At 39.9% G+C, this 23,977-nt stretch carries 27 protein-coding genes and 1 other RNA gene; 22 read left to right on the top strand and 6 right to left on the bottom strand.

Going from position 1 to position 23,977, the window contains the following annotated elements; all coding sequences use genetic code 11:
• Positions 1-4 precede the first annotated feature (4 nt).
• Positions 5-2,260 carry a formate C-acetyltransferase gene (gene pflB, locus B7E05_RS00830; protein ID WP_143833149.1) on the bottom strand — a complete coding sequence of 752 codons (2,256 nt, stop codon included), beginning with the start codon at positions 2,258-2,260 and terminating at the stop codon, positions 5-7.
• Between the two features lie 236 nt (positions 2,261-2,496).
• Between pflB and B7E05_RS00825 the strand changes: the two genes are divergently transcribed.
• Positions 2,497-3,414 carry a DMT family transporter gene (locus B7E05_RS00825; RefSeq protein ID WP_143833148.1) on the top strand — a complete coding sequence of 306 codons (918 nt, stop codon included), beginning with the start codon at positions 2,497-2,499 and terminating at the stop codon, positions 3,412-3,414.
• 42 nt (positions 3,415-3,456) lie between these two features.
• On the opposite strand, the gene B7E05_RS00820 is transcribed toward B7E05_RS00825, so the two are convergent.
• Both B7E05_RS00820 and B7E05_RS22490 read right to left on the bottom strand, forming a co-directional pair.
• Positions 3,457-3,924, bottom strand: a complete 468-nt coding sequence (locus B7E05_RS00820; RefSeq protein ID WP_080871856.1) for an ImmA/IrrE family metallo-endopeptidase — start codon at positions 3,922-3,924, stop codon at positions 3,457-3,459.
• 110 nt (positions 3,925-4,034) lie between these two features.
• Entirely contained in the window at positions 4,035-4,406 is a 372-nt protein-coding gene (locus tag B7E05_RS22490) for a helix-turn-helix domain-containing protein (RefSeq protein WP_080871855.1), read from the bottom strand.
• Positions 4,407-4,557: 151 nt separating this feature from the next.
• On the opposite strand from B7E05_RS22490, the gene B7E05_RS00810 reads away from it, so the two are divergent.
• The 4 genes from B7E05_RS00810 to B7E05_RS00795 all read left to right on the top strand — a co-directional run bounded on the left by B7E05_RS00810 (position 4,558) and on the right by B7E05_RS00795 (position 9,220).
• Positions 4,558-4,791, top strand: a complete 234-nt coding sequence (locus B7E05_RS00810) for a helix-turn-helix domain-containing protein (RefSeq protein WP_080871854.1) — start codon at positions 4,558-4,560, stop codon at positions 4,789-4,791.
• A 518-nt stretch (positions 4,792-5,309) separates the two neighbouring features.
• Positions 5,310-6,548 (top strand): dicarboxylate/amino acid:cation symporter, encoded by a 1,239-nt coding sequence (locus tag B7E05_RS00805; RefSeq protein ID WP_080871853.1) that lies wholly within the window; start codon positions 5,310-5,312, stop codon positions 6,546-6,548.
• 299 nt (positions 6,549-6,847) lie between these two features.
• Entirely contained in the window at positions 6,848-8,563 is a 1,716-nt protein-coding gene (gene acsA / locus B7E05_RS00800; protein WP_080871852.1) for an acetate--CoA ligase, read from the top strand.
• Between the two features lie 141 nt (positions 8,564-8,704).
• Positions 8,705-9,220, top strand: coding sequence for a type 1 glutamine amidotransferase domain-containing protein (locus tag B7E05_RS00795; protein WP_080871851.1), 516 nt, complete (start codon positions 8,705-8,707; stop codon positions 9,218-9,220).
• A gap of 86 nt (positions 9,221-9,306) precedes the next feature.
• Here B7E05_RS00795 and B7E05_RS00790 read toward each other — a convergent pair whose 3' ends face one another.
• The gene (locus B7E05_RS00790; protein ID WP_080871850.1) at positions 9,307-10,599 is read right to left on the bottom strand and encodes a glycoside hydrolase family 18 protein; all 1,293 of its coding nucleotides are present in this window, start codon (positions 10,597-10,599) and stop codon (positions 9,307-9,309) included.
• Between the two features lie 67 nt (positions 10,600-10,666).
• On the bottom strand, positions 10,667-11,194 hold the full coding sequence (locus tag B7E05_RS00785; RefSeq protein WP_245833217.1) for a cysteine hydrolase family protein: 528 nt from the start codon (positions 11,192-11,194) through the stop codon (positions 10,667-10,669).
• A 92-nt stretch (positions 11,195-11,286) separates the two neighbouring features.
• Here B7E05_RS00785 and tadA point away from each other — a divergent pair, with 92 nt between their 5' ends.
• From tadA to B7E05_RS00770, 3 genes are all read left to right on the top strand, one after another.
• Positions 11,287-11,790, top strand: coding sequence for a tRNA adenosine(34) deaminase TadA (gene tadA / locus B7E05_RS00780; protein WP_080871848.1), 504 nt, complete (start codon positions 11,287-11,289; stop codon positions 11,788-11,790).
• Positions 11,791-11,855: 65 nt separating this feature from the next.
• Positions 11,856-12,121, top strand: an RNA gene (gene ffs / locus B7E05_RS00775) — signal recognition particle sRNA large type.
• A gap of 290 nt (positions 12,122-12,411) precedes the next feature.
• Entirely contained in the window at positions 12,412-13,440 is a 1,029-nt protein-coding gene (locus B7E05_RS00770; RefSeq protein WP_080871847.1) for an NADH:flavin oxidoreductase/NADH oxidase, read from the top strand.
• A gap of 237 nt (positions 13,441-13,677) precedes the next feature.
• On the opposite strand, the gene B7E05_RS22315 is transcribed toward B7E05_RS00770, so the two are convergent.
• Positions 13,678-13,767 (bottom strand): putative holin-like toxin, encoded by a 90-nt coding sequence (locus B7E05_RS22315; RefSeq protein WP_245832902.1) that lies wholly within the window; start codon positions 13,765-13,767, stop codon positions 13,678-13,680.
• Positions 13,768-14,229: 462 nt separating this feature from the next.
• On the opposite strand from B7E05_RS22315, the gene dnaX reads away from it, so the two are divergent.
• The 14 genes from dnaX (at position 14,230) to yabA (ending at position 23,942) form a co-directional block, all read left to right on the top strand.
• Complete coding sequence (gene dnaX / locus B7E05_RS00765) at positions 14,230-15,942, top strand: DNA polymerase III subunit gamma/tau (protein ID WP_080871846.1); 1,713 nt, start codon at positions 14,230-14,232, stop codon at positions 15,940-15,942.
• A 27-nt stretch (positions 15,943-15,969) separates the two neighbouring features.
• Entirely contained in the window at positions 15,970-16,284 is a 315-nt protein-coding gene (locus B7E05_RS00760) for a YbaB/EbfC family nucleoid-associated protein (RefSeq protein ID WP_080871845.1), read from the top strand.
• 98 nt (positions 16,285-16,382) lie between these two features.
• Positions 16,383-16,979 (top strand): recombination mediator RecR, encoded by a 597-nt coding sequence (gene recR, locus B7E05_RS00755; RefSeq protein ID WP_080871844.1) that lies wholly within the window; start codon positions 16,383-16,385, stop codon positions 16,977-16,979.
• 64 nt (positions 16,980-17,043) lie between these two features.
• Positions 17,044-17,256, top strand: a complete 213-nt coding sequence (locus tag B7E05_RS00750) for a YaaL family protein (RefSeq protein WP_080871843.1) — start codon at positions 17,044-17,046, stop codon at positions 17,254-17,256.
• 90 nt (positions 17,257-17,346) lie between these two features.
• Positions 17,347-17,865 (top strand): DUF1648 domain-containing protein, encoded by a 519-nt coding sequence (locus B7E05_RS00745; protein ID WP_179134425.1) that lies wholly within the window; start codon positions 17,347-17,349, stop codon positions 17,863-17,865.
• A gap of 101 nt (positions 17,866-17,966) precedes the next feature.
• Positions 17,967-18,230 carry a pro-sigmaK processing inhibitor BofA family protein gene (locus B7E05_RS00740; protein WP_080871841.1) on the top strand — a complete coding sequence of 88 codons (264 nt, stop codon included), beginning with the start codon at positions 17,967-17,969 and terminating at the stop codon, positions 18,228-18,230.
• Positions 18,231-18,312: 82 nt separating this feature from the next.
• Positions 18,313-18,507: a sigma factor G inhibitor Gin gene (locus B7E05_RS00735; protein ID WP_080871840.1), complete on the top strand. Its 195-nt coding sequence runs from the start codon at positions 18,313-18,315 to the stop codon at positions 18,505-18,507.
• A gap of 269 nt (positions 18,508-18,776) precedes the next feature.
• On the top strand, positions 18,777-20,201 hold the full coding sequence (locus tag B7E05_RS00730; RefSeq protein WP_080871839.1) for an aminotransferase class I/II-fold pyridoxal phosphate-dependent enzyme: 1,425 nt from the start codon (positions 18,777-18,779) through the stop codon (positions 20,199-20,201).
• The gene (gene tmk, locus B7E05_RS00725; RefSeq protein WP_080871838.1) at positions 20,198-20,830 is read left to right on the top strand and encodes a dTMP kinase; all 633 of its coding nucleotides are present in this window, start codon (positions 20,198-20,200) and stop codon (positions 20,828-20,830) included. Before B7E05_RS00730 ends, tmk begins: the two co-directional genes overlap by 4 nt.
• Before the next feature lie 21 nt (positions 20,831-20,851).
• Entirely contained in the window at positions 20,852-21,181 is a 330-nt protein-coding gene (locus tag B7E05_RS00720; protein WP_040977662.1) for a cyclic-di-AMP receptor, read from the top strand.
• 49 nt (positions 21,182-21,230) lie between these two features.
• Entirely contained in the window at positions 21,231-21,665 is a 435-nt protein-coding gene (locus B7E05_RS00715) for a YaaR family protein (protein ID WP_080871837.1), read from the top strand.
• Positions 21,666-21,751: 86 nt separating this feature from the next.
• Positions 21,752-22,741: a DNA polymerase III subunit delta' gene (gene holB / locus B7E05_RS00710; protein WP_080871836.1), complete on the top strand. Its 990-nt coding sequence runs from the start codon at positions 21,752-21,754 to the stop codon at positions 22,739-22,741.
• 4 nt (positions 22,742-22,745) lie between these two features.
• Positions 22,746-23,570: a PSP1 domain-containing protein gene (locus B7E05_RS00705; protein WP_080871835.1), complete on the top strand. Its 825-nt coding sequence runs from the start codon at positions 22,746-22,748 to the stop codon at positions 23,568-23,570.
• A 12-nt stretch (positions 23,571-23,582) separates the two neighbouring features.
• A complete protein-coding gene (yabA, locus tag B7E05_RS00700; protein WP_080871834.1) occupies positions 23,583-23,942 on the top strand; it encodes a DNA replication initiation control protein YabA in 360 nt (119 codons plus the stop codon).
• The last annotated feature ends 35 nt before the right edge of the window (positions 23,943-23,977 follow it).

The following is a 23,977-nucleotide window of genomic DNA, read 5'->3' as shown; positions in this document are numbered from 1 at the left end:
AACCTTACAGGCTTTCGTGGAAGGTCCGGTTAATCACGTCTATTTGCTGTTCCCTTGTCAGTTTAATAAAATTGACCGCATATCCAGAGACTCGGATTGTCAGCTGCGGATATTCTTCCGGATGTTCCATCGCGTCTAATAAGGTATCACGGTCGAGCACATTGATATTCAAATGATGCCCGTGTTTGGCAGTATAACCATCCAGTATGCCCGCTAAGTTGCTTGTTCTGGTATCTTCATCTTTCCCCAGCGCTTTCGGTACGATGGAGAAAGTATTGGAAATGCCATCCAATGCGTATTGATATGGCAGCTTGGCAACGGAACTTAAAGAAGCCAGGGAGCCGTTTTTATCGCGGCCGTGCAATGGGTTTGCCCCTGGAGCAAATGGCTCTCCTGCTTTACGTCCATCCGGGGTATTCCCTGTTTTCTTTCCGTAAACAACATTCGAAGTAATCGTCAAAATAGACTGTGTTGGTATGGCATCGCGATACATCGGATGTTTCTTGATTTTATTCATAAAGTCTTTGACGAGATTGACAGCAATCTCATCTGCACGATCATCGTTATTACCGTATTTCGGATAGTCGCCTTCGATGTCATAATCAACGACTAGCCCATCTTCATCGCGTATTGTTTTTACTTTCGCATATTTAATAGCACTTAAAGAATCGACAATGACGGATAATCCTGCTACACCACAAGCCATGGTCCGTAATACATCACGATCATGCAGCGCCATCTCCAGACGCTCATAGCTGTATTTATCATGCATATAATGGATAATGTTTAGTGCATTGACATATAATCCGGATAACCAATCCAAGAGGTTATCATATTTTTCGACCACTTCGTCGTAATCCAGATATTCTGACGTAATCGGCGCATAGTTTGGAGCGACCTGCATTTTCAAGTTCTCATCTACGCCGCCATTAATCGCATACAACAGTGCTTTTGCCAAGTTGGCGCGTGCACCGAAGAATTGCATTTGTTTCCCGATGCGCATGGCAGATACACAGCAGGCAATGCCATAGTCATCGCCATAAATCGGACGCATAATGTCATCATTTTCATATTGGATGGAACTTGATTTAATTGACATCTTTGCACAATATTTTTTATAGTTTTCCGGCAGTTTGGCAGACCAAAGTACAGTTAAGTTTGGTTCTGGTGCTGGACCTAAGTTATCTAATGTGTGCAGAAAACGGTAAGAACTCTTTGTAACAAGCGGACGTCCATCTTCTGCGATACCTGCTAATGATTCTGTCACCCAAGTCGGGTCTCCGCTGAATAATTCGTTGTAATCCGGTGTTCTGGCGAATTTTACGAGACGCAACTTCATGACAAAATGATCAACAAGCTCTTGCGCTTCTTCTTCTGTTATAACCCCATTTTTAATATCTCTCTCTATATAAATATCTAAGAATGTAGAAACACGCCCCAGACTCATGGCAGCACCGTTCTGTTCTTTGATTGCAGCCAAATATGCTAAATAGAGCCATTGGAAGGCTTCCTGTGCTGTTTGTGCCGGTCTGGCAAGGTCAAATCCATACGTTTCTCCAAGCTTTTTCAAATCTTTTAGAGAACGAATTTGATCGGAGGTTTCTTCCCGTTCACGGATAATGTCATCGGTCATGGTGCCGTTACCGATGAGGGAAAAATCTTTTTTCTTTGCTTGTATTAAATCATCCACTCCGTATAGGGCAACACGCCGGTAATCTCCAATAATACGTCCGCGCCCATAAGCATCGGGGAGGCCTGTGATAATACCTGCTTTTCGAGCTTTCAAGATTTCGGGTGTATAGGCATCAAAGACACCTTGATTATGCGTTTTTCGGTGTTCCGTAAAGGTTTGAACAACATTATCATCGACATGATAGCCATAGGATTCTGCAGCAGCCACAGCCATGCGGATACCGCCAAATGGCATTAAAGCACGTTTAAAAGGCTCATCTGTCTGTACGCCGACAATTTTTTCTAATGATGGATTCAAATAACCTGCGCCATGGGAGGTAATCGTGGAGACAACCTTTGTGTCTACATCATAGACGCCGCCATTTTCACGCTCTTCTTTGGTTAACTGCATGACTTGTTTCCATAGCTCTTCTGTTGCTTTCGTAGGTCCTGCTAAAAAATCTTCCTTTCCTTCATACAAATGATAATTTTGTAAGATAAAATCACGAACATCGATTTCTTTTTGCCAGTTACCCTCAACGAAACCGTCCCAAGGAACTTTTCTCACTAAGTCTTCTGCCACTTTCATAATAAAATCCCTCCTCTTGGTTATTGTGAAATATTTCACAATAATCCCTATCTTTATTATAACGGTTTCAAAATAAAAAACAAGTGAAATACTTCACAATTCATGAAAGTTCAAAAAATATTCATTTTTTAAGTTTGTACGAAAATGGGGCGTGATGATTGTTTTCTATGATATCTTTGCTAAAATAAAGATATTGGCTATTTTTAACATCCTTTTGCAGAAAGAAGGTTTCATCGTTGTATATATTAATTCTCGTGGGAATGATTGCAGGTATGATGGTTCCAATGCAGACAGCGGTCAATAATCGGCTGACTCTATTTACCAAAGCTGTTTTACCGACATCTTTTTATTCCTTTTTAACAGGCACGATTATTTTATTTATCATTAATCTGATGATGAACCTCGATAAATTTACGCTAACGTTTTTTGAATCACAATCTTATTCGTATGTCTGGTTTGCCGGCGGGGTACTGGGTGTTATTTTTCTGACAGGAAATATTATCTTGTTACCTAGAATTGGTGCGGCTGTGACAGTGATTGCAACAGTCACAGGACAAATGGTTATCGGCTTATTTATTGATACATTCGGGTGGTTTGATGCAGATGTAAAACCATTGCATGTGATGCATATTGTTGGTGTACTTCTGTTGATTGCCGGCATTATATATATGAATGCGAAAAAACAGGCAGGTGCTGCGAAGAACCATTCCCGTCTTTGGATTTTAGTCGGATTAGCTACAGGAATGATGCCGCCGATGCAAACAGCTATCAACAGCAGTTTGCGGTATGAGGTAGATTCTTTTATTTATGCGGCTTTCATATCATTCGTCGTAGGAACTGTCGTGTTATTTATCATGGCAATGCTTGTGAATAAGGGAATCAAAATAACCCGTACTTCCGGAGATATAACATTAAAGCCACGGCATTTCGCCGGGGGTGCGCTCGGTGCGGCATATATCGCTTCCAATATTATACTAATGCCTTATCTTGGTGTGACGCTGACGTTGATGTCTACTATCCTGGGGCAAATTGTTATGGGACTTATCATTGACCACTTTGGCATGTTTAACTTACCTAAATATCCGATTGACCAAAGAAGAATCATTGCTGTGTTGATGATTATCGGCGGTATTGCATTATTAAATTTCTTTTAAAAATAGAGCGGCTTTTCTATCGATTAGAAAGCTGCTCTATTTTTACACGGCGAGGTAGTAAACAGGCTTTTCGTATAATGTGAAATGTGTATTTTGATACATCTGCAGCCTGTGAAGGGCAAAGGAAAATTCAACTGGAAAATACTGCAGGATATCATCGACACGTTGTACTTGCAGCTGTTGCAGCATAAATGTCGGGATACAGAAATGATACGCAAAATGGTTGGCTTGATGTTCTTGTAAGTCAACAAAAAGAGAATGCATAAAACGCTGATCTCCTTCATGGAAAAAATAGTGGCATAGTTCATGTCCGAAGATTTGCCACCTATTTTGAAGCGTCGAGCAGGGAAGGACAATAAAGTTATCTATCCGCATGCTGATGGACTCCGAATAAATAATTTCAATGTTTAAAGCGTCTGCAATAGCAGAAATGGAAAGTTCCTCCGGGTCTTGAATATCCAGCTGCTTGTATAATGCTTCAACAAACTTTTCTACATCTGAATAACACATCCGATTTCCCTCCTTTAATTGAGAATATACGTTCGGTTTAACGTGCTAAAAAAAGGAGTAGTACCTACACCTTTTTAGCTTCTTTATTATGAAAATGATACATCCTATTCTTACTGATTGGCATTCCCGTTATCTGTGTTTTTTCGGTATAAAATATAGTGTATCACATTTAATGCCTCTTGTTTTTCTTCCTCTGTCATGCGCTTCCAATTACGAAACATTACCGTATCTTGTTCAGACATTGGTTCGGGCAGGGAAGTATCTTTTTTTGAGGGAGATGTCGTCGATTTACCTAAAAGCCAATCTACAGAAACACCATATAACTCCGCCATTTTATGTAGACTGTCCGTATCTGGGTCACGATATTCTCTTTCATAGCCAGATAAAGTACCGTTTGAGATGCCAAGAAGCTTTGATGCCTCAATTTGTTTTAGTCCCGCTTTTTCTCGCGCTTCTCTTAATCTTTGGGAAAGAATTTTCATAGTATCCACCTCAATATAGAGATAATACCATTTTTAATAAAAACATTATTATTTTTAAGCGAAATGCAAATTTTATTATATTAATATATTGACTTACGCAAAACGCTTAATTATACTTTAAGTAGAAAAAAATAATGGATGGAGTGATTTAGTGGAAATTCATGAGAAAATTGAGTTTATCAGACAGCAAAAACAGGTAACAAAAACACAAATTGCGAAAAAATGTTCCAAAACGCCTGCATGGTATACCAATATTTCCAAAGGGAAGACAAAAATTGATGTAGATATGCTGGAAAAAATAGCAGAAGCATTAGAAATCGATGTAAAAATGTTATTTGACAAGGAACTGAATGATGCATTAAATAAATGCAAAGAGCTTTTATAAAATAAAAACAAGAGATTTTAAACACCTTAGAAAAATGACGCCTCAACGAGCTTGCATGATAGTGATATTGTGAAGAGCGCCACATAGATATTTCCTCATAGAAAATCTCTCAATCTGAAAAATTTTATCCTGTTATAATTTGTAATTTAGGTTCTATCTCCTCGTTAAAGAAGGAGGTAGTTTTTTATTAGCTAAAAAAAGATGTGTTTTATTCTATAAAAAAAAGGGTAAAGTTTGTAAATTCTTCAAGAAGTTCTGTGAAAGATTATATGTATGAAAAGCGTCTTTCTTAATGCCTGGCTTTTGCATTACGATCTATCTTTCTTACTTTGCAATTAGAAATAATCCCTGTAAAACGTGTAGGTACCTCAACAGCAGAGAAAATCCAAGAAGTCTATGTTTTTATCTCCGAATAAATAGTGAATCATTATCGAGTGCAGCATAAAAAGCTCCATCAATTTGTAGCTTTTCCAACATATATTTTCATGCTCAAAAACGTAACGAAAGGACGAGCAAATATGGATTCGAAAAAATTAACGAAACGAATATTGATCGCCTTGATTGCAGGTGCCATTGTTGGTGTGGCGCTGACATTTGCTCCTGAAAGTTTTTTTGGACCTCTGGATAAATACATATTAGATCCTATTGGCCAAATTTTTATCAATCTCATTATGATGTTAGTTGTTCCGCTTGTATTTGTATCCATCGCGTTAGGAACAGCTGGACTTGGAGACCCGAAAAAATTAGGGAAAATTGGTATATCTGCAGTTGCCTTCTTCTTAACCACAACAGCCATTGCCATCTCTTTGGGATTAGGTCTGGGTTATTTGGTTAAGCCGGGGTCTACGGGAGTTTTTGATACATCAGATGCTGATTATACACCGGATGAAACCCCGCCAATTATGGATACACTGATTAATATTATTCCGGAGAACCCAATGGAAGCGCTGGCATCCGGAGAAATGTTACAGATTATTGCATTTGCTATTTTTATCGGGGTTGCTTTGGCCTTTTTAAGTAATAAGACAAAAGGAATTTATCAACTATTTGAACAGGCAAACGAAATATTAAACTGGTTAATTACGGTAATCATGCGATTTGCTCCGTATGGGGCGTTTGCTCTGATTGCTTCAGCTATCGGTGATGCCGGACTGGATGCAATTGGTTCCATGCTGAGCTATATGTTAACTGTTATTGCAGGGTTGCTACTTCATGCTTTCATTGTGTATTCTCTTGCTGTCTGGTTAATAGGGCGTGGAAACCCCATTAAATTTTTCCGGGTATTTTTCCCGGCAATGGTGGTCGGATTTAGTACATCCAGCTCTAATGCAGCACTTCCTGTTGCGATGAAGACAGCCCAGGAAAAGCTTGGTGTAAAGAAAGCTGTCAGCAGTTTCGTCCAGCCGCTTGGCGCGACGATTAATATGGATGGTACAGCCATTATGCAGGCTGTTGCCACAGTGTTTATTTCTCAGGTCTATGATATCCCGCTCGGATTGACCGATTTATTAATTGTTGTTCTGATTGCGACATTGGCAAGTATTGGTACAGCTGGAGTGCCTGGTGTCGGATTAGTTATGCTGGCAATGGTGCTTGGTCAAATTGGCCTTCCTGTTGAAGGGATTGCCTTAATTATTGGTATTGACCGTCTCCTCGATATGTTAAGAACCTCTCTAAATATTGCTGGAGATGCTGCTTGTGCATATATTATATCTGAACGTGGCGATTGGAATGACGACAAAACAGAAAATGCATAAATGATGATAAATTTAAAGTAAAATTATTTTTTAACAAAGCGAAATCCGAACGAATATCAATGCTGATGGAAGAATTGGATAATGGTTTGGATTTCGCTATTTTTTTTATAAAAATTGCTGTGACACGTTACCAGCCAAGCTTTTTTCCTTGAAAATATCTCCTAATTCTGTAAAATTAGAAACTAACCCTTTAAAAATGTCACAGAATGTTCTAAAATAGAAATAGTTAACAAAATATTTTAATCCTTTTTTTAATTCTATTTGTAATCGTTTCCAATTAAGATGAATGAGGTGATTAGATGGATATGCAAGCAATACCGGCACGTGAAGGGAATCATAATTTAAAAAACTACGAGGATTTTCGAAACACTTTTTCTTGGGAAAGTGTGGAGAAGAATTTTTCCTGGCATGAAACAGGAAAAGTGAATATGGCTTATGAAGCAATTGATAAACATGCAGATAATCCGGATAAGAAGGATAAAATCGCATTACTATATTCAGATCCTGATCGTGAAGAAAAAGTTACTTTTGATGAACTCCGTTTGCAAAGTAATCAGTTTGCAAATGTGCTAAAGAAATATGACGTACAAAAAGGAGATCGTGTTTTTCTTTTTATGCCAAGAAGTCCAGAATTTTATCAAGCCTTTTTTGGCATTTTAAAAATTGGTGCTATTGCAGGACCGCTGTTTGAAGCATTTATGGAGCAAGCGGTAGGGGATCGTTTAGAAAATAGTGAGGCACGTGTATTAATAACAACACCTGATTTACTCTATCGTATTCCTCAAGATAGACTGCCGCATTTAGAGAAGATTGTTTTAGTAGGGGAGCATGAAGAGCAAGAGGATCAGTATATTGATTATCATTCCGAAATGAAGCAGGCATCTACCGATTTTGATATGGTGTGGATGGATAGAGAAGATGGCATGCTGCTGCACTATACATCCGGTTCAACTGGGAAACCAAAAGGCATTCTGCATGTGCATAATGCAATGATACAACATTATGCAACCGGAGAATGGGTATTGGATTTAAAAGAGAACGATGTCTATTGGTGTACAGCAGATCCTGGCTGGGTAACAGGAACAAGCTATGGTATTTTTGCACCTTGGCTGCATGGCGTGACAAATGTGATTCGCGGTGGACGTTTTTCTCCGGATGACTGGTATCAAACATTACAAGATAATAAAGTTACCGTTTGGTATACAGCGCCAACCGCTCTACGGATGCTTGTAAGTCATGGCGAGGAGAAGGTCAGGGAGTATGACTTGTCTGCGCTGCGTCATATCTTGAGTGTTGGTGAACCATTAAATCCCGAAGTAATTACATGGGGATTAAAAGCATTTGATTTGCGTATCCATGATACGTGGTGGATGACAGAAACTGGTGCACAGGTCATTGTCAATATCCCGACGTTGGAAATCAGACCAGGATCCATGGGAAAACCGATTCCTGGTGTAGAGGCTTCCATTGTGGACAATGAAGGAAATGAAATTCCTCCGAACCAAATGGGAAATTTAGCAATTAAATCCGGCTGGCCATCTATGATGCGCGCAGTTTGGAATAATAAAGGAAAATATGAAAGTTATTTTATTAACGGATGGTATGTCTCCGGAGACAGTGCCTATCGGGATGAAGATGGTTATTTCTGGTTCCAGGGCCGTCTGGATGATGTGATTAATACATCCGGTGAACGGGTTGGACCATTTGAGGTAGAGAGCAAACTGATTGAACACGAAGCTGTTGCAGAAGCAGGGGTTATCGGTAAGCCGGACCCGAAACGCGGAGAAATTATTAAAGCGTTTATTACCTTAAATCCAGGATACGAAAACAGCGATGAGCTGCTGGAAAGTATCCGGCAATTTGTGAAACAGGAACTCAGTGCACACGCTGCGCCGAGAGAAATTGAAGTGAAAGACTCTATTCCTAAGACACGGAGTGGTAAAATTATGCGCCGCCTGTTAAAATCATGGGAACTAGGACTACCAACAGGCGATACATCTACATTAGAAGAATAAAAAAGCTAAAGAGACCCGAATTTTCGGGTCTCTTTTATAAGGGTTTTGAACATCTTCATAAAAATAAAAATTTGTATGTTTGAAATAAACATTGTATGGGAAGATATATTATGTAGCCATTATTAAAGGAGGTTATTATTCATGGGTAAAAAAATTGCAACAGTTATTACAGACTTATTTGAGGACGTAGAATATACGGATCCGAAAAAAGCATTTGAAGATGCTGGCCATGAACTTGTTACCATTGAAAAAGAACAAGGAAATACCGTAACCGGTAAATCAGATGGTACAAAAGTAACCATTGATAAAGGCATTGATGATGTAAAACCAGAAGACTTTGATGCATTGTTTATTCCTGGCGGTTTCTCCCCTGATATGCTGCGTGCAGACGATCGCTTTGTTTCATTTGCAAAACATTTTATGGATGAGAAAAAGCCGGTTATGGCCATTTGCCATGGTCCACAACTTCTTATTAATGCAAAAACACTTGATGGACGAGCAGCAACTGGTTTCAAATCCATTCAAGTAGACCTGGTAAACGCAGGTGCAAAATTCCAGGATAAAGAAGTTGTTGTTTGTCAAAATCAATTAGTAACCAGCCGTACACCGGATGACATCCCGGCATTTAACCGTGAATCCGTGAAAGTACTTGGTTAATGAATCCACTAATATAATAAAGGAGCGCTTTGATATCATTTCAAAGCGCTCCTTTCATGTATAAAGAATTCAAAAAGGTATGCCCATTATGCATCCAATTTTCGAATTTCAAATTCATTATTTAAAAGCAGCCAATTTTGCGGGAAAGCAAGCCCTAATTTCCAATAAGTAATACCTAAAAGCTGAAACTCCCGGATTAAATCGAATTTGGCCTGAATGGAACGGGCATCTTCAAACCATACCTCATGTTCCTGTCCGGAAGCATCAACATACATAAAATAAGGTGCTTGAGCTGTGTTATCAAATTGGATGGCGGCATTATTCTCCCAGGCAATTTCCACAGCATGTAATGGACTAACAGCTGTGGCAGCTTCTCCACCTTCCACAAAGGGCAGTGTCCAATCATAACCATACAAATTCTGACCAAGTAATATTTTTTCTGATGGAATCTCTGAGACGGCATACTCCACCACATCCCGCACGGCATTCAGCGGAGACACAGCCATCGGTGGACCATAGCTATAGCCCCATTCATAAGTCATTAACACGACAAAATCAACAATTTCCCCATGTGTCCGGTAATCATGAGCTTCATACCATTGTCCTGTCTGCTCGGCACTTGTTTTAGGAGCGAGTGCGGTAGAAATCTGCAGACCAGCTTGGGTGAAACGTTCTTTTGCTGTACGTAAAAAGGTATTATAAGCTTCCCGGTCTTCCGGTAACAGAAATTCAAAATCAAAGTGCACATCACGAAAGCCTTGTTCTGTTGCAATATTAACAATTTCATCCAATAGTTGGTTTTGAACAGCCTGCACCGTTAAGATAATATGTCCAACCTCGGAGCTGAAGGAACCTTCTTCCAAATTGGTAATGACCATTGCAATCGAGGCATTGTTTTCTTTCGCAGAAGAAATCAGATTTCCCGCTGGCGGGGCTGTGAGCGTGCCATCCCGGTTCACACGATAACTGAATAGACTAAGATAAGTTAAAAAAGGCGAATAGGTGCTTACTGCTGTTTCTAGTGTTTGTGAAACCTCTTCTCCCATTGGTTCAACATAAGCGTTTGCTGTAATTGGTTCTTTCTGTGCCGGCGGAATATACAAACGTAATCCAGGATAAATCATCTGATTTGCATTTAATCCATTTATTGCAGCCAGTTCATCTGTGGAGAGGTTAAATTGAGCTGCAACAGAAGAAAGTGTATCACCAGCCTGCACAAAGTAAAATTGCCCGACAATGGGAATAACAAGCGCTTGCCCAATAACTAATTGATTGGGTGCATCTAATTCATTCGCGTTAACAATATCTTGAACAGAGGATCCGTATGTATCGGCAATTTGTTCTATCGTATCACCTTGTTTAACAACGTATATTTGCAAAATAAAAACCCCCTTCAGAGTGCTTCTTACTCACTTTATGAAAGGGGCGGTACTTTTATGCTAACTTCTAAATGGGGGAAACATCTGCATCCATCACAGATTCCATCAAATAAAGCGCGTAATTATTATTATCTATTCCTTCTGAAGCAATGCTGTTGTTAGGAATAGAAAGACTGAATTTATACATATAGGCATCCTTTGCCGTAAACAGGATACAAATATCACCGGCAATACCTGCCAAAATAAGATGCGTACGCTTCATGTCGGTTAAAAGTGCATGTAAGGGTACTTGAAAGAAAGCCGAATGTTGTGGTTTAATGAGAAAATAATCCTTATTATCCGGCTTGATTTTATCGATAATCTCTTTACTTTTTTCATTTCTGCAATGATTGATAATTTCCCGGAAGTCTGCTTGCCATAAACCATAATGGTCATTAACATAGATAATAGGAATCGATTTTTCTTTAGCGAACTCCCGCAATTTGATTAAGTTTGGCAAGATGTCTTTTGTATTGGCAAGCAGGTCATCGCCGCCATCAAAATTAAAATCGTTGATGACATCGATGAAAATAAGTGCTGTGTTCTCTGGTGTAATATTCATGAAGTGTCTCCTTTTTTAAAGAAATAAGTTTATGTAGTATTCCCGCTCCACAATTATTAAAACGAAAATAAAGTGATGTGATATAAATGACGGAAGAAATATCTGTAAGTCAAGATGAAAAGTATATGGCAGCAGCCCTGCAAGAGGCACGCAGAGCTTGGCTTTTAAATGAAGTTCCGATTGGTGCCGTCGTTGTAAAGGATGGAGAAATTATTGGCAGAGGTTTTAATCTGCGGGAATCGATACAAACCACGTTAACCCATGCAGAGCTGCTTGCCATTCAGGATGCGAATCAGGAAGTCGGCAGCTGGAGGTTAGAGAATTGTACGTTGTACGTTACATTGGAACCGTGTCCCATGTGTGCCGGAGCCATTGTCCAATCAAGGATCAAACGTGTGGTTTACGGGGCAAGTGACCCCAAGGCTGGCTGTGCCGGAACACTGATGAATTTATTGGAGGAGCCGCGTTTTAATCACCAGGTTGAAGTAACATCCGGTGTCCTGGAACCACAGTGCAGTACAGTTTTAAAGAATTTTTTTAAAGAACTGCGGCAGAAAAATAATGATAACGATTCGGAATCAAAAGAATAGAGAGCGTATTGAAAAAGATACATTTTTTATTGCATTTTTGGGACGAGAAAGCTATAATGATAATTACGTGCTAAGCGGGGAGGTAGCGGTGCCCTGTACTCGCAATCCGCTATAGCGAGGCTGAATTCCTGCTCGAGGTGGGATGACTGTATGGTCAGACGTAAGGAATTGGTGTTGACGTCCGGGTCCTGCGCAACAGGAACCCATGAACCCTGTCAGGTCCGGAAGGAAGCAGCAGTAAGTGGTCATTCTTGTGTGCCGCAGGGAAGCCTGGGCTGAGCCATGAACTTACGTAGCGCATATGGTCACTCCATCGAAAGCAGGTGCACGTTACATAATAATAAGCGGAAAATGCCTGCTATTTGGCGCTTCTGCTGAACATATCGAAAAAGAGAACTGTGAAAGCAGTTCTTTTTTTATGCAAAAATTCCGTTACATGAGAATGGGTTTCCCGATTTTTTTATTACTTAAATAATAGGAAGTATGGAAACATCTGAATATACTAATAAGATAGAGATATGCTGATTATCGCCATGTTAAACAGATTATTTGCACAAAAGCAGAAGAAAGCATATGCTATGAACTACTTAGAAATATATAAGTGAGGTGCTAAAATTTAAAATGGCTCATTTAACACAACCTTTTACATTAAAAAACCTGAAGTTAAAAAATAAAATTGTTATGGCACCAATGTGTCAATATTCCGTTGATGCGGAGGATGGCATTCCAAATGACTGGCATTTTGTCCACTATACGTCGCGTGCAGTCGGCGGCGCCGGTTTAATCTTGATTGAGATGACAGATGTCGATCCGGATGGCCGTATTACAAATAACGATCTTGGTTTGTGGTCAGATGCACATACACCAGCTTATAAAAAAATTGTTGATGCTGTTCATAAACAGGGCGCCAAAATCGGTATTCAAATTGCTCATGCAGGCAGAAAGGCAGAGGATGCAAATCCGCCGGTCGCTCCATCCGCAATCCCTGTTACAGAAGATAGTAAAATGCCGCGCGCGTTAACAACAGAAGAAGTCCGGGAAACCATCCAACAATTTCAAGATGCAGCAAAACGGGCTGTTGAAGCTGGGTTTGATACGATTGAACTACATGGTGCGCATGGTTATTTAATTCATCAATTCCATTCGCCGTTAATCAATCAGCGGGAGGATGAATATCAGGAATTATCTTATTTCGGGGTACAAATTATCCGTGCGATAAAAGATGTGATTCCTGCAGATATGCCACTGCTTATGCGTATTTCAGCTGTTGAGTATATGGATGACGGCTATGATATCTACCATGCCTTAGAAATTGCGAAAAAATATCAGGCAGCCGGTGTTGATATGTTTCATATTTCCAGCGGTGGAGAGGCGCCTCCAGGAAAACACAAACCGGCAACCAATCCGGGTTACCAGATTCCTTTTGCACGTAAGTTTAAAGAAGAACTGGATATACCGGTGATTGCTGTCGGGATTTTAGAAGATCCTTTACTGGCTGAATCTGTTATCGGAAATGGGGATGCTGATTTAGTTGCGATTGGCCGCGGGATGTTGAAAAATCCTTATTGGGCGATTTGTGCCAGCGAGCAGCTGGGAGATACAATAGAACCAGCAAGACAATATAAGCGTGCTTACCCGAAAAAACGATGATGCCTGAAGGGGAGTAGAAGCATCATTTATCGTAACTTTTTCACAGGTGAAATTGTACTAGAAACAAGGTATATGATATAATTCTGTTAGATAAGCATAATATATAAAAAAGGGCAGTATGCATCCACATACTGCCTGAAAAATACACACAGTTATTTCTCTCTAACAGAGAGGGAAGGCTGTATTAAAGTGACGATTGAAGCCACCCTGTTTGCCGGCAAGCGAAGGGAGGCTTTTTTACTTTTGGTCTTTATCATGAAAGCTCAGAATAGCTATAATCAGCAGGCCGAAACTGATCATTAAAGACAGGACATCGAAAGTAGCCACAGGCATCACCTCCTTTCAGATAGGAGATGGCACCTTCCACCGTTAAACATCTTACTGTGCGTATTTTAGTGTATTATAACATAACAGGAACATGAGTTCTATGTTTTTGGATAAACCTTTTATAAAACATTTAAATTTTTATAAAATAATTTAAAGTCAACATTAAAATCAATGGGTGATATGACGCCATAAATAAGTTCATGAAACGAATTAGCGACGGTTTTTGACGGGACGAGTAAGCGCAAAAGCTCTGTGATTGGGCGAGTAAGCGTAGTCCCAGTCCCAGGAGAAAACACGGCTATCCCTATGGGAAAGCAAAGCGATAAGACCCAGCTAGAAAAAATTCATTTCACAATCATTTTCTGTAAACATAAATTACGCTCAGATAATACATTCTAAGGTTTTCATCCAAGCCTGTAATCGGGTATAATAAAAAGGAGACAAATAAGGGGAATCGAAATCATGAGTTATCAAGCTTTATACCGCGTCTGGCGCCCAAGAACATTTGAAGATGTTGTAGGGCAGGAACATATCACGAGAACGTTACAAAATGCCATTACCCAAGATAAATTTTCGCATGCTTATCTATTCTCTGGTCCAAGAGGAACAGGGAAAACAAGCGCTGCAAAGATTTTTGCGCAAACGATTAATTGTGAGCATGCACCTGTGAAAGAGCCGTGTAATGAATGTGCGGCATGCAGAGGGATTCAGGATGGTTCTATTTCTGATGTCATTGAAATTGATGCGGCATCGAATACAAGTGTCGATGATATTCGTGATATCCGGGATAAAGTAAAATATGCACCGAGCGCTGTACCTTACAAAGTGTATATTATTGATGAAGTGCATATGATTTCTGTTAATGCATTTAATGCGCTTCTGAAAACGTTGGAGGAACCACCGAAGCATGTTGTATTTATTCTGGCAACGACAGAGCCGCATAAAATCCCATTAACGATTATTTCCCGTTGCCAGCGTTTTGATTTTAAACCGATTTCCAACCAGGCTATTGTGGAGAGATTACAGAAAATCATGCAAGCGGAAGGTGTTTCTGTTACAAATGAAGCTTTAGAATCTGTTGCATTGGCAGCAGAAGGCGGTATGCGGGACGCACTCAGTATATTGGACCAGGCTATTTCCTACAGTGAAGATCAGGTAGAGCTGGAAGATGTGCTCGCCGTAACAGGCGGCGTGTCCCAAGAAGTATTAACGAATATCATCCGTGCCATGATTGGGCAGGATGTACAGACCGTTCTCCATGGGCTGGATCAGATGATTCAAACCGGAAAAGATCCTGGCAAGTTTGTACAGGATTTAATCTACTTTTTGCGTGATTTGCTTTTATATAAAAGCTCGTCCGGATTGGCGGATTTATTAGAACGCGCGGTAGCAAATGAATCGTTTGAAGCACTGGCCGGTCAGGTTGAAAACAGCTGGATTCAGCAGGCAATTATTGCATTGAATCAATGCCAGCAAGAAATGAAATGGTCCAACAGCCCGAAAATCTTTATTGAGGTAGCGCTGTTGTCCATCACGGATCAGTTTGGGAAAACGCAAGCGTCCGGTCAAACACACCCGGAAGCGGCGGACCAGTCTGCAGTTGTCGGTCAGCTTCAACAGAAACTGCAGACGATGGAGCAAGATATTGCAAAATTAAAAGAAGCACCACCACAGCAGCAGGACGCTGGAAATACCGCCCCTGCACCGGAAAGACGCCGATCCAGTTCCAGAAATTCACGAAACACATATAAGATTCCTTTTGATCGGATTCGTGATACACTGGGGAAGGCAGAGAAAAAAGAATTAAAAGACGTGCATGCCCAATGGGCAAACTTCTTAAATCAATTAAAGACGACCAATGCCCCGGCGCATGCGACCATTCAGGACAGCAAACCTGCCGCAGCTTCAGCAGATACATTGATTGTTGCGTTTAAATATGAAATTCATTGTTCGCTATTTCTTGATCACCGGGAAATGGTCGAATCCATATTAGGAAATCTGGATAAACACCGCACAATTATTCCTATTCCGGAAAAAGAATGGAATGAATTGCGCAGCGAATATGTTCAAAAGCAGGAAAAACCCGATGAACAGAAGGAAGAGCAGGGAGGAGACCCTCTGGTAGATGAGGCTCGTAAGCTCTTTGGAGATGACCTTTTAGAAATTCATGATTAATATATATACTTAAAGGAGGTATTTTCCATGAAGGGAAATATGAATAACATGATGAAGCAAATGCAAAAAATGCAGAAGAAAATGATGAAAGCACAGGAAGAATTACATGAAATGACTTTTGAAGCTTCTGCAGGCGGCGGTATGGTGACTGTTCATGCAAATGGTAAAAAAGAGATTACAGATATCGAGATAAAAGAAGAAGTCGTTGATCCGGATGACATCGAAATGCTGCAGGATTTGATTTTAACGGCCACAAATGATGTTATAACGCAAATTGATGACAAAACAAATGCTACAATGGGACAATTCACACAAGGAATGAATATGCCAGGAATGTTCTAATTCCACTTTCAATTGAAAATAAGACGTCTGGCTTCTGTGCCCAGGCGTCTTATTTTCTAAAGAGGCAGCTTGTTTGTTCAAGAGGGGGTAAGAAAAATATGTATTATCCAGAGCCGATAACGAAGCTGATGGACAGTTTCTCCAAATTACCGGGAATCGGTCCAAAAACAGCAGCACGTCTGGCTTTCTTTGTTTTAGATATGAAAGACGATGATGTTATGAATTTTGCCAATGCATTAGTTAATGCGAAACGGGAGCTGACCCATTGTTCGGTTTGTGGAAATATTACGGACCAGGATCCATGTGCAATTTGCCAGGATACCAGCCGGGACGGATCTATCATTTGTGTGGTACAGGATCCGAAAGACGTGATTGCGATGGAAAAAATGAAAGAATTTCGCGGCAAATACCATGTGCTGCATGGGGCCATTTCACCGATGGACGGGATTGGACCAGAGGATATTAATGTGCCGGATTTAATCAATCGCTTGAAGGATGAAGAAGTCGAAGAGTTGATTTTGGCAACAAATCCAAATATTGAAGGGGAAGCAACAGCGATGTATATTTCCCGATTAGTTAAACCTTCCGGAATCCGTACAACGCGAATTGCTCATGGATTGCCGGTTGGCGGCGATTTAGAATATGCGGATGAAGTCACGTTGTCCAAAGCATTGGAAGGAAGAAGAGACGTCTAATTTTATTTCTAGTAATCATCTCCAGGGATGAAAATTCATTTAATAACGGGGTTTGGTGGGAAATATGGCAAAGAAATTAAAGAAACAAGATATGGACCAAGCGCTTCTGAATGCTTTATATCAGGTAGAAGATGAATGGAGGCAGCTTCAGGATTATGCCCGGAAAAGCATTGACCCCTCGCAAAACGGGGAGAGAGAGGTTTCGTTGGCACGATCGAAATATATGATGTTATTAAAAGAAGCACGAATCCGTCATGTGAAGGCAACGCGGTTTTAAAAATAAAAGAATATGTTTTTGCAAAAGAATCAAGTATGTGGAAGCTGCCTGGTTCTTTTTGTTTTGAGCAGAGAGGAGGTACGATATGCCATGGAAAATAATCCGCCTGTTCTAAAATTAAAAATGACTTTTATTGAAAAGTTGTTGAATGTTGTAGGAATACTGAGTTTTTCAGGTGTCATGATGTATATGATTTATACATGGAATGCGGTTCCCAATCTGGTCCCGGGTCATTATAATGTATCCGGTGAAGTGACACGATGGGGAGGGAGAGAAGAGTTATTTATTCTCTTGGCTGTTGGGGTGCTCCTATGGATCGGGATGACTGTTCTAGAACGATTTCCACACGTACATAATTATAAAAACCTTACTGAAGCAAATATAAAAGGACAATATATCAATTCCCGAATGATGATGAATGTCTTGAAAAATGAGATAGCGATTCTTTTTCCTTTTATTATCTGGAATGATATTCGGGTTGCGAGAGGTTTTTCTTCTTATATGAATACATGGTCTCTCATTATCATCGTTCTTATTCTAACAGGAACGCTCGTTTTCTTTATTGTTCGGTCTAATCGCCAGAAAAGGAAAGCGGCGAATACATCTTAGAAAACTCCTGTATTCATTCCTCTGTACTTAAATTCTGTTCTATTTGCTGCAGCACAATCATAGAAATAAGGTAAAGCAATGGATGGAAAGTGGGGAGAGGGATGAGTTCAACACTATTTATTAGCATTATTATTGGATTGATTATTCTATTATTTATCGTAGGGGCACCGGTAAAACCAATGAAATATGTGGGAAAAGCAACGATAAGACTGGGGATAGGTGCATTGCTGCTGTTTTTCTTGAATGTGTTGGGAGGGGCAATCGGCTTGCATATTCCAATTAATCTATTTACAGTTCTGGTATCCGGATTTCTTGGTATATTTGGTGTTGGATCTCTGGCAGCAATTCATTTATTCGTTCTTTGAGTTATGGATTATTAAAAATAATTCAATGTATGTATAACCTCCGTTAGATTAGGAGATACTAGTTTTTAACGGAGGTGGAGAGATGAAACAGCAAAAAATACAAGGATATGAGTATTGTGGAATTTGTGAGGAACCAAAGGAGAACGGTATTCATTTATATTCCATGTTTCTATGTTCCGAGTGTGAGCATAATATGATTCATACAGAGCCACGGGAAGAAAAATACCAATACTATCTTTCAAAATTAAAAAATATTAAACAATCAACATTACATTAAAATCATATTCCCCCTTTTTCTAAGTCTTTGCATGCAAAGGCTTTTTTGTTTTGTTTAAAATCTGAAAAAGGGGGTGTTTGCCAGGTATGAGTGATTCTAGCAGCGAAAATAAATAGAGAACAAATAGCTGCATCTTTATCATTTCATTTGTTATTTTTCTACACATGTTTTTGTTCCGCTGTCCCTGCTTGTTATAATAGAAGCAGTTCAAGATAATCAAATTAATTTCTATGCATTGGTTTGGTTATTTAAAGAAATGAGGAAAGCAAATGGACCAACAGCGTATGCCATTAGCAGAGCATTTACAGGCATTCACCAAAAACAATCCGATCTCTTTTCATGTTCCTGGACATAAGCATGGACAGATTTTCTCTTCTGCGTACCAAGAAGAATTTCAGCACATGCTGCGCTGGGATGTAACAGAAATAACAGGGATGGATGATTTACACGCACCTGCAGGCATTATCGCGGAAGCGGAAAATCTGGCTGCTGCTTTTTTTCAGACGAAGCGTACACATTTTTTGGTTGGCGGTTCGACAGCTGGTAATCTGGCGATGATACTTGCCACATGTCAGCCTGGAGATAAGGTGTTGATTCAGCGTAATTGTCATAAATCGGTGATGAACGGCGTAGAATTAGCTGGAGCAACTCCTGTTTTACTGGCGCCGGAGTGGGATGATAACGTCAAAAGGTTTACGAGTCCAAGTTACGAAACAGTAACAGCAGCAATACTACAGCATCCGGATGCCAAAGCGTTGTTTCTTACCTATCCGGATTATTTTGGACAGACCTATCATCTGAAAGCAATGATTGAGAAAGCACATCAATCTCATATCCCGGTTCTGGTGGATGAAGCGCATGGTGTGCATTTTGCTTTGGGAGACCCATTCCCTGCTTCAGCAATAGAACTGGGGGCGGATGCTGTCGTTCACTCTGCGCATAAAATGGCTCCGGCAATGACAATGGCTTCTTATTTACATATTGTAACGGACCGAATACATCAAGCTCAAATTGCCCATTATTTACAAATCATTCAATCAAGCAGTCCATCTTACGTGCTTATGGCTTCATTAGATATGGCAAGACATTTTTTAGCCCATTTTTCAGATGAAGAACGAATAAAAACGATAAAAAGTGTCGAACATGTGAAGACTTTGTTGACATCTTTTCCTTTTTGGAAAATGGTGCCTTCAGCGGATCCATTAAAGTTAACGTTTCACGTGAAACATTCTTTTTCGACAAAGTCCGTTATGAGCGCACTCGAAAAAGCAGGTATTTTTCCGGAACTTGCTACAGATGAGCAAATATTATTTGTTCACGGATTAGCTTCCTTTACACAAATAAATTCGTTGAAAAAAAGGTTGAAAACGATGGAGCATCCATTAAAAAAATCAGTAAATCGTGCTACAATAGAGGAGACAAACTTTTTCCCGAATAAGATTCAGGAATTGGATTTGTCTTATCAAAAAATGAATAGCGAAACAACGTATCTGGTCCCAATGAAGGAAAGTATAGGAGACATAGCTGCTGAGGCGGTTATACCTTATCCGCCTGGCATCCCGCTCCTTTTAAAAGGAGAAAAAATCAAAGCAGTGCATATCGCGCGCTTGGAGAAATTAATGGAACAGGGCGTCCGGATACAGCATAGGGACGCGGGGATACGCATATATAAAAATGAAGGGGAACGAAGATGACAAAGGGTTTGTTTATTACATTTGAAGGTGGCGATGGAGCCGGCAAGACCACCATTCTAAATCAGATTTATGAAGAACTGACAGCACGAGGAATAGAAGTTATCAAGACGAGAGAGCCGGGAGGAATTCGAATCTCTGAGAAGATTAGAGATATTATTCATAATCCGCTCCATCTTGAAATGGAAGAACGAACAGAAGCATTGTTATATGCAGCAGCAAGAAGGCAGCACCTTGTAGAAAAGGTTTTCCCGGCTTTAGAAGCAGGCAAAGTCGTATTATGCGACCGTTTTGTGGACAGCAGTCTCGTTTATCAGGGATATGCAAGAGGCATTGGCATCGATGAGGTGTATGCTATTAATAAATTTGTCATTCAAAACTGTATGCCGGACGTAACGCTTTATTTCGATATTACTCCCAGGAAAGGGCTGGAGCGTATTGCAGCAAATGCTGACCGAGAAAAAAATCGCCTGGATTTAGAAACGGTTGAATTTCATGAGAAAGTCTATCAGGGCTACCAGTTAATCCGATCCCGTTTCCCGGAGCGTTTTCAAACAGTCGATGCAGAACGTTCGCTTGAAGCAGTATATCAAGATGTATTTAAAAGAATAACTGCTTTGTTAAATAAATAAGCTAAAAGGGGCTGGTCAATGATGAAGTTAATTATAACGGTTATTCAAGACAAAGATTCCAATCGTTTGGTGAACGCATTAGGTGAAAATAAATTTCAAACAACAAAATTAGCAACAACAGGCGGGTTCTTAAAAGAAGGGAATACAACGCTGATGATTGGTTGCGAAGATGAATATGTGAATGATGCGCTTGAAATTATTCGCGATAATTGCTCACATCGTGAACAGATGGTAGCACCAATTTCACCGATGGGCGGAAATGCGGATTCTTATATTCCGAAACCAGTGAAGGTCGAAGTTGGCGGTGCGACTGTATTTATCCTGCCTATCGAATCTTTTTACCAATTCTAAGAAAGAAGTTTTTAAATGTATGATTTAACCTGTCAGGAGGGAGAGAACAATGAAAATTTCCAGTGATATAGCAGCGCCAAGAGAGGGTAATTTGCAGCGTTCTACGCAGCCAAATAATGCCTCTTCTTTTCAAAAATTTGTTCAATCCCAATCGGAACAGCTTAAAACACAGGAATTCACACAGATGGTTAAGCAGATTGCGGAACAGGGTAATAAACTGAGCCGCTATCGTTCCTTTCGTGAGCTGGTTAAATTTAAACGAATGGTAAAAGGGTTCCTGGAAAAGGCAACGTCAGAAGGGTATCTTTTAGAGAAAAAGCACAGCTTCGGTATGCAAGGGAGCAGGCAATTGTCTACGATAAAGGTAATTGATGAAAAAATTGCCCAATTGGCAGAAGACGTGATGGATGAAGAAAAGAAAACCATTGATATTCTCGGGTTAATTGGAGAAATTAAGGGTTTATTGATTAATATTTATACATGAGTGCAGCGCTTCATGAAATTGGCAGAATAAGCAGTAAATGAAAACATAAATGATAAGTAAGCTTATGTTTAAAGGTGGAAGTAATCATGCAGACATGGGAAGAAATCGAAAAAATACAGCCTGTAGCAACTCGGACGATCATGAACAGTATCCATAAAAATCGTATCTCCCATGCTTATCTGTTCCAAGGAGACAGAGGTACCGGAAAACAGGAAATGGCACTAATCTTGGCAAAATATTTATTCTGTCAAAATCGGCAGGGGGCAGACCCTTGCAACAACTGTATTAACTGTCAGCGAATTGATTCCGGAAACCATCCGGATATGCATTGGATTGAGCCGGAGGGCGCTTCTATCAAAATAGAACAGGTACGTAATCTGCAGAAGGAGTTTACGTATTCTGGAATGGAATCAAATCGGAAAGTTTATATCATAAAGGATGCAGATACATTAACAGTTAATGCAGCTAACCGTTTGTTGAAATTCTTAGAGGAGCCCAGTGTGCAAACAACTGCCATGATGCTTACAGAGAATGGCCATGCCATGCTTTCCACTATCCGGTCACGCTGTCAGATTATAGATTTGCAGCCGCTTCCGCCGGGTGTTTTGCAGGAAAGGTTGCAACAGGAAGGTTTAAGCGAGCCGGATGCCAAACTCTTAAGTACACTGACAAACAGTATGACAGAGGCGCTTGAACTGGCTCAAGATGATTGGTTTGCAGGGGCTCGAAAAATAGTGATACAATGGGTAGAAATGTATACTACACAACCTGAGGATATCTACACATTTGTTCATCAAAATTGGATACCTCATTTTAAAGATAGAGAAGGCCATGAACGAGGACTCGACTTATTAATACTAGGTTTTAAAGATATTTTAAATCAGCACATATATACAGACGCCAATACGATACTATTACCTAATGATCCATCTAAGTCAGAAAAGAGACTTATTACTTTTTCGCAAGCTCAATTATTGACTATCTTACATCAGATACTCATGGCGAAAAGAAATTTAAAGGCAAATGTTCAGCCCACATTGGTTATTGAACAACTAGCGCTTCAAATACAGAGGTGAAAAAATGTTAGAAGTTATTGGCGTACGTTTTAAAAAAGCGGGTAAAATCTACTATTTTGACCCGGATTCTTATCCGGTAACTACAGGCAGTTATGTGATTGTAGAGACGGTGAGAGGAATAGAATTTGGGAAAGTAGTTATTACAGAAAAGCAAGTAGATGAAGAAGATGTCGTTTTACCCTTAAAGAAAGTCATCCGGGTCGCAAATGAGAAGGATAAGCGGACGGTTGTAGAAAATCAGGACCAGGCACAAAAAGCCTTTGACATATGTACAGATAAAATTACGCAACATAAGCTGGATATGAATCTGGTAGATGTAGAATATACGTTTGACCGCAATAAAATCATTTTCTATTTTACAGCGGACGGAAGAGTTGATTTCAGAAATCTTGTAAAAGACTTGGCATCCATGTTTAAGACACGCATTGAACTGAGACAAATCGGAGTCAGGGATGAAGCGAAAATGTTGGGCGGCATTGGCCCATGTGGCCGCATGCTCTGCTGTTCCACATTTTTAGGTGATTTTGAACCGGTATCCATAAAAATGGCAAAGGATCAAAACCTTTCTTTAAACCCGGCGAAGATTTCCGGTTTATGCGGAAGATTGATGTGCTGCTTAAAATATGAAAATGACGCGTATGAAACAGCAAAAAGAGATTTATCTGATATTGGAGAGACCATGCCGACACCACTTGGAAAAGGGAAGGTTGTAGGTTTAAATATATTAGAAAAAATGATTCAAATTGAACTCCTGGATAAAGAACGCGTTGTGGAGTATACATTGGATGAATTGATTGAAGAAGGAATTGTAGCTCAAGTCACAGAATAGAGGTGATTCGTCGTGGGAAACAGGGAAATATTTGATCAAGTTTCCGATATGGAGAAGCAAATTGGTGAATTATATGAGCAATTAGGTAATTTAAAAGGAAAGCTAAGTGATTTGCTTGAAGAAAATCACCGATTAGCCCATGAAAATCACCATTTGCGCAATCACCTGGATAGTTTTACAGAAGAATCTGTGGAAAAACAACGAGAAAAAAGCGGCTCTAAACAACAAAAGGGAACATTTCCTGGAGAAGGTTATGATAATTTAGCCCGTCTTTACGAAGAAGGATTCCATATTTGCAGTTTGGAATTTGGCAGTCCGAGAAGAAATGAAGATTGTATTTTCTGTTTGGATTTCTTTGATAAAACGAAATAAACGTATGGTATCGTATTGGATAGCTGTCTTCCTGT

It is taken from the genome of Oceanobacillus timonensis (assembly GCF_900166635.1).
GTDB lineage: Bacteria > Bacillota > Bacilli > Bacillales > Amphibacillaceae > Oceanobacillus > Oceanobacillus timonensis.
The sequence above is the reverse complement of the archived record's forward strand: the minus strand, read 5'-3'. Positions and strand labels throughout refer to the sequence as shown.

Excerpts from the sequence above, each read along its gene's own strand:
- pflB (WP_143833149.1), bottom strand. The coding sequence starts at position 2,260 with ATGAAAGTGGCAGAAGACTTAGTGAGAAAAGTTCCTTGGGACGGTTTC.
- B7E05_RS00820 (WP_080871856.1), bottom strand. The coding sequence starts at position 3,924 with ATGTGTTATTCAGATGTAGAAAAGTTTGTTGAAGCATTATACAAGCAG.
- B7E05_RS22490 (WP_080871855.1), bottom strand. The coding sequence starts at position 4,406 with ATGAAAATTCTTTCCCAAAGATTAAGAGAAGCGCGAGAAAAAGCGGGA.
- B7E05_RS00805 (WP_080871853.1), top strand. The coding sequence starts at position 5,310 with ATGGATTCGAAAAAATTAACGAAACGAATATTGATCGCCTTGATTGCA.
- acsA (WP_080871852.1), top strand. The coding sequence starts at position 6,848 with ATGGATATGCAAGCAATACCGGCACGTGAAGGGAATCATAATTTAAAA.
- B7E05_RS00795 (WP_080871851.1), top strand. The coding sequence starts at position 8,705 with ATGGGTAAAAAAATTGCAACAGTTATTACAGACTTATTTGAGGACGTA.
- tadA (WP_080871848.1), top strand. The coding sequence starts at position 11,287 with ATGACGGAAGAAATATCTGTAAGTCAAGATGAAAAGTATATGGCAGCA.
- B7E05_RS00770 (WP_080871847.1), top strand. The coding sequence starts at position 12,412 with ATGGCTCATTTAACACAACCTTTTACATTAAAAAACCTGAAGTTAAAA.
- dnaX (WP_080871846.1), top strand. The coding sequence starts at position 14,230 with ATGAGTTATCAAGCTTTATACCGCGTCTGGCGCCCAAGAACATTTGAA.
- B7E05_RS00760 (WP_080871845.1), top strand. The coding sequence starts at position 15,970 with ATGAAGGGAAATATGAATAACATGATGAAGCAAATGCAAAAAATGCAG.
- recR (WP_080871844.1), top strand. The coding sequence starts at position 16,383 with ATGTATTATCCAGAGCCGATAACGAAGCTGATGGACAGTTTCTCCAAA.
- B7E05_RS00750 (WP_080871843.1), top strand. The coding sequence starts at position 17,044 with ATGGCAAAGAAATTAAAGAAACAAGATATGGACCAAGCGCTTCTGAAT.
- B7E05_RS00745 (WP_179134425.1), top strand. The coding sequence starts at position 17,347 with ATGGAAAATAATCCGCCTGTTCTAAAATTAAAAATGACTTTTATTGAA.
- B7E05_RS00740 (WP_080871841.1), top strand. The coding sequence starts at position 17,967 with ATGAGTTCAACACTATTTATTAGCATTATTATTGGATTGATTATTCTA.
- B7E05_RS00735 (WP_080871840.1), top strand. The coding sequence starts at position 18,313 with ATGAAACAGCAAAAAATACAAGGATATGAGTATTGTGGAATTTGTGAG.
- B7E05_RS00730 (WP_080871839.1), top strand. The coding sequence starts at position 18,777 with ATGGACCAACAGCGTATGCCATTAGCAGAGCATTTACAGGCATTCACC.
- tmk (WP_080871838.1), top strand. The coding sequence starts at position 20,198 with ATGACAAAGGGTTTGTTTATTACATTTGAAGGTGGCGATGGAGCCGGC.
- B7E05_RS00720 (WP_040977662.1), top strand. The coding sequence starts at position 20,852 with ATGAAGTTAATTATAACGGTTATTCAAGACAAAGATTCCAATCGTTTG.
- B7E05_RS00715 (WP_080871837.1), top strand. The coding sequence starts at position 21,231 with ATGAAAATTTCCAGTGATATAGCAGCGCCAAGAGAGGGTAATTTGCAG.
- holB (WP_080871836.1), top strand. The coding sequence starts at position 21,752 with ATGCAGACATGGGAAGAAATCGAAAAAATACAGCCTGTAGCAACTCGG.
- B7E05_RS00705 (WP_080871835.1), top strand. The coding sequence starts at position 22,746 with ATGTTAGAAGTTATTGGCGTACGTTTTAAAAAAGCGGGTAAAATCTAC.